The sequence below is a fragment of the Deltaproteobacteria bacterium genome (assembly GCA_012522415.1).
Lineage (GTDB): Bacteria > Desulfobacterota > Syntrophia > Syntrophales > JAAYKM01 > JAAYKM01.
Genome location: JAAYKM010000046.1, coordinates 1 through 3463 on the forward strand (window position 1 = coordinate 1; position 3463 = coordinate 3463).

3 protein-coding genes are annotated in these 3463 nt (G+C 58.4%); 2 read left to right on the forward strand and 1 reads right to left on the reverse strand.

Annotation, left to right across the window (positions count from 1 at the left end):
* Nucleotides 1–48 precede the first annotated feature (48 nt).
* Nucleotides 49–1398: an NAD(P)/FAD-dependent oxidoreductase gene (locus tag GX147_04295; GenBank protein ID NLN59919.1), complete on the forward strand. Its 1350-nt coding sequence runs from the start codon at nt 49–51 to the stop codon at nt 1396–1398.
* Between the two features lie 67 nt (nt 1399–1465).
* On the opposite strand, the gene GX147_04300 is transcribed toward GX147_04295, so the two are convergent.
* Nucleotides 1466–2980, reverse strand: a complete 1515-nt coding sequence (locus GX147_04300; protein ID NLN59920.1) for an acyl-CoA synthetase — start codon at nt 2978–2980, stop codon at nt 1466–1468.
* Nucleotides 2981–3108: 128 nt separating this feature from the next.
* Between GX147_04300 and GX147_04305 the strand changes: the two genes are divergently transcribed.
* On the forward strand, nt 3109–3463 hold a 355-nt coding region (locus GX147_04305), incomplete at its 3' end, for a hypothetical protein (protein NLN59921.1).

Here is a 3463-nt window from a genome sequence, read left to right on the forward strand (position 1 = left end):
ACGTAGAGCGGTATTGGGTTGACTTCCGTAGGGGCAGCGGCGATTCAAATGGTCAGGACAGTCAGGCGGGAAAAGCAATATGATGTGGTGGTCATCGGTGCCGGCGCCGGAGGTATGATGGCGGCGGGCAGGGCGGCCGAGGCAGGGGCCGGGGTCCTGCTCCTCGAAAAAATGGATCGGCCCGGAAAGAAAATACGCCTCACCGGAAAAAAGCGGTGCAATTTATCGAACGTGCAAGATCTGAAGGGATTCGTCGCCATGTTTGGTGAAAATGGTCCCTTTCTCTACCGGGCCCTTCACGAGTTTCCCCGGGAAAGTCTCCTGTCCCTCTTGCGTGACCACGGACTGGAAACCAAGGTGGAGCGGGGCGGGCGGATTTTCCCCGTTACCGATAACGCCGGGGATGTGTTGCGCGTACTGCGTCAGTATGTCGGGGAACACGGCGCGGATCTTCATACGGGCGTCAGGGTGACCGGCCTGGCGACCGAGCGGGGACGGATCAGCGGCGTACAGACAGAGCAGGGGGACTATCCGGCTAAAGCCGTGGTTTTGGCTACAGGCGGCGCCGCCTTCCCCCAGACCGGATCGTCCGGTGACGGTTACCGGATGGTGACTCCACTGGGACATACCATCGTAAAGGTGCGTCCGTCCCTGGTGCCTCTCGTTGTGCAGGAAATCGATCTGGCCTCATCCATGCAGGGTGTAAGCCTCAGGCATGTGCGGATGACCGCCTTTGCCTGCCCGGCCGAAAAGATCGATATCGGGCAGGTTCCCCCTTACGATGTCGGGCGTGGTCTGAAAGGCAGGAAGTCATCGACGCCGATTCTGGAAAGTCGTCAGGGAGAGATGATGCTGACGCACTTTGGTATGGGCGGACCGATCACCCTTTTGATGAGCCTGTCAGTGGTCGATGCGCTGGAAAAAGGTCCCGTCAGCGTATCCATCGATTTGAAACCCGGTCTTTCTTTTAGACAGCTCCATGAAAGGTTGCAGCGGGATTTCAGCCGCCACGGGAAACGCAGCTTCCGGCGGATTATGGAGGGTCTTGTGCCCCGCAAAATGGTGGAACCCCTTGTCGGGCTTTCGGGTGTGGACGCCGGTCGGCCGGCCAACCAGATCTCTGCCGCGGAGCGGGAGAAAATGGTTATGACGCTGAAGTCCTTGCGATTCAATATCGCCAAACCGCTCCCCCTGTCCCGGGCCGTCGTTACGGCCGGGGGCGTTTCGCTCAGGGAAATCGATCCGAGAACGATGGCGTCCCTGAAGATGCCTGGTCTTTATTTCTGTGGCGAGGTGATGGATATCGATGCGGATACAGGGGGCTACAATTTGCAGGCCGCCTTTTCAACGGGCTGGCTGGCTGGCGAGTCGGCGGCCCGATTCGTGCGGTCTCATTGAGAATGCCTGATGAGGGACAATGTACGGGAAGGCGAAGTGGAAAGCCTCGTGTTTTCGTCAACAGGCATCATGACGGGGTCAAATCATATTTTTCAAGGATGGTCCGTACGGCGGCCCGGTCATATTTCCCCGTTGCAGTGACCGGAATTTTATCGACCACCACAAGACGCCGCGGCATGGCATAGGGTTCAACGAGAGCGGCCATGCTGTGCCGCAGAACAGCGGGATCGGCATCCGTCACGACCAGGGCGACCAAACCCACCCGGCCTCCACCGGCGTAGGCCCCCCCGGTCACCAGGGCGTCGTGCACACCGTCTAGGGTCATCATTTTTTCTCGGATTTCCGCCAGGTCAACCCTTTTCCCGCCGATTTTAATCACGTCATCGGCCCGTCCCCGGAGGAGAAAACGTCCGTCCCCCCCTTCTTCGGCGCGGTCCGAGGTGACGAAAAATCCCGCCTCATTGCGGGGCAAGGACGGCGAGATGAAGGGAGACAGGACCTGGATCCGCCCCTCCGCAACCCGCCAGGTCACCGGTTCAAGGGCGTTCCAGGCATCACCGTCGATTCCCCGGCACCGGATGGCAACGCCCCCCGTTTCCGTGGAACCGTAGATTTCATGGATGTCCAGGCTCACCTTCTCACGGAAATAATCGGCGTCCCCCGGATCCAGGGCTCCGGCGGAAGAAAGGGCGAGTCTCAGGGAGTGCTTTTTGATTCCGTCCCCCTTGAGAACGCGGTAGCAGGAAGGAACGCTGATTAAAATCGACGCTTTCGACGCCCGGGCCGTCTTCATGATTTCCCGTGGGAAAACATAAATGCCTTCAAGTACACGGGCAGACGCAATCAGGGGGACGAGAATCGAAAAAAGAAAGCCGTATATGTGCCGGGGCGGAACCGTGGAAAGGAAGAGGTCATCCGCCGTAATTCCGAAGCGGGCAATGATGTAACGGGCCTCTTCGACCATATTCCGCGGCGTCTTGGCCCAAACCTTCGGGACGCCGGTGGAACCGCCGGTGAAGAGCATGAGGAAGGGTTCATCGGCGTCGATGCCCTGTTCGGGGAAGGGTTCCGCCTCGGTTATCATGGCAGGGAGAAGCACTTCCCGTCCCGGAGGAACGTCTTCGGGACGGTCGGTCAGGAATGCGGCGACCGGTATTGTTTCCAGGACCTCTTCCAGTACATGCCGGGAAAAGGCATAGGGAAGAACCAGACGGGGTCCGCCGGCAACAGCGGCCAGAAAAGCGGCGGCCAGGAGGGCCTTGTTATCCGTGCACAGACAGAGGGTCGCCCGCTTTCCATTTTCAAACGCTCTGAGACGTCGTATCCCCGAGGCGAGGCGATGTACCGTCCCGTAGGACGGGCCCCCCAGAATGTACTCCCTGTCTTCCTCCGGAACATTTCCGTGGAAATACCCGGTCCATATCCTTTCCAGGGGGGGGGCCATGCTTCGGTAGGCACCCGTCATACCATCGTTCCTCTTTCCCGATCTCACCCGGGGGAAGGGGACCCGGCCTTTCGGCCCGACAAATCCCTTGACTTCTCCCGCCGTTTCCAATTTATTATTGCCGCTGTCTCTTACCATATTTTATCCTCGTTGAACATGTGGAAAAAAACATTTCTTTTTGGTACAGAGAGGCAGCTTGCCCGCCGGGGTCAAATGGGAATCACCCCGGCGTGTGCCAGGACATTTGGGAAAAAACAGGGGTCCGTATGCCTTACCCGATCACGATTGAAAGCCTGATCCCCCACCGGGATCGAATGAAACTCATCGATGAAATTGTAGATATTACGGACCATTCGGCAATCACCAGGACAACGGTTTCCTCACGGCTGCCGCTTTATCGGGACGGGCATGTGGACAGCCTGATCATTATTGAAATCGTCGCCCAGACGGCGGCCGTCCATGTGAGCTGGAGAAAAGACACCACCGGAAAAGCGGGCGGCGGCCTGCTGGCCGGCGTTAAAAACGCCGATTTTTTTATGGAACGGGTTCCCCTTCAGACCATCCTCACGACCACGGTTAAACCGTTGTACAGCGCGGATGGTTACACGGTTTTGGAAGGAA

Bases quoted from the DNA above. Each gene is read 5' to 3' on its own strand.
- GX147_04295 (NLN59919.1), top strand. From the start codon at position 49: ATGGTCAGGACAGTCAGGCGGGAAAAGCAATATGATGTGGTGGTCATC.
- GX147_04300 (NLN59920.1), bottom strand. From the start codon at position 2,980: ATGGTAAGAGACAGCGGCAATAATAAATTGGAAACGGCGGGAGAAGTC.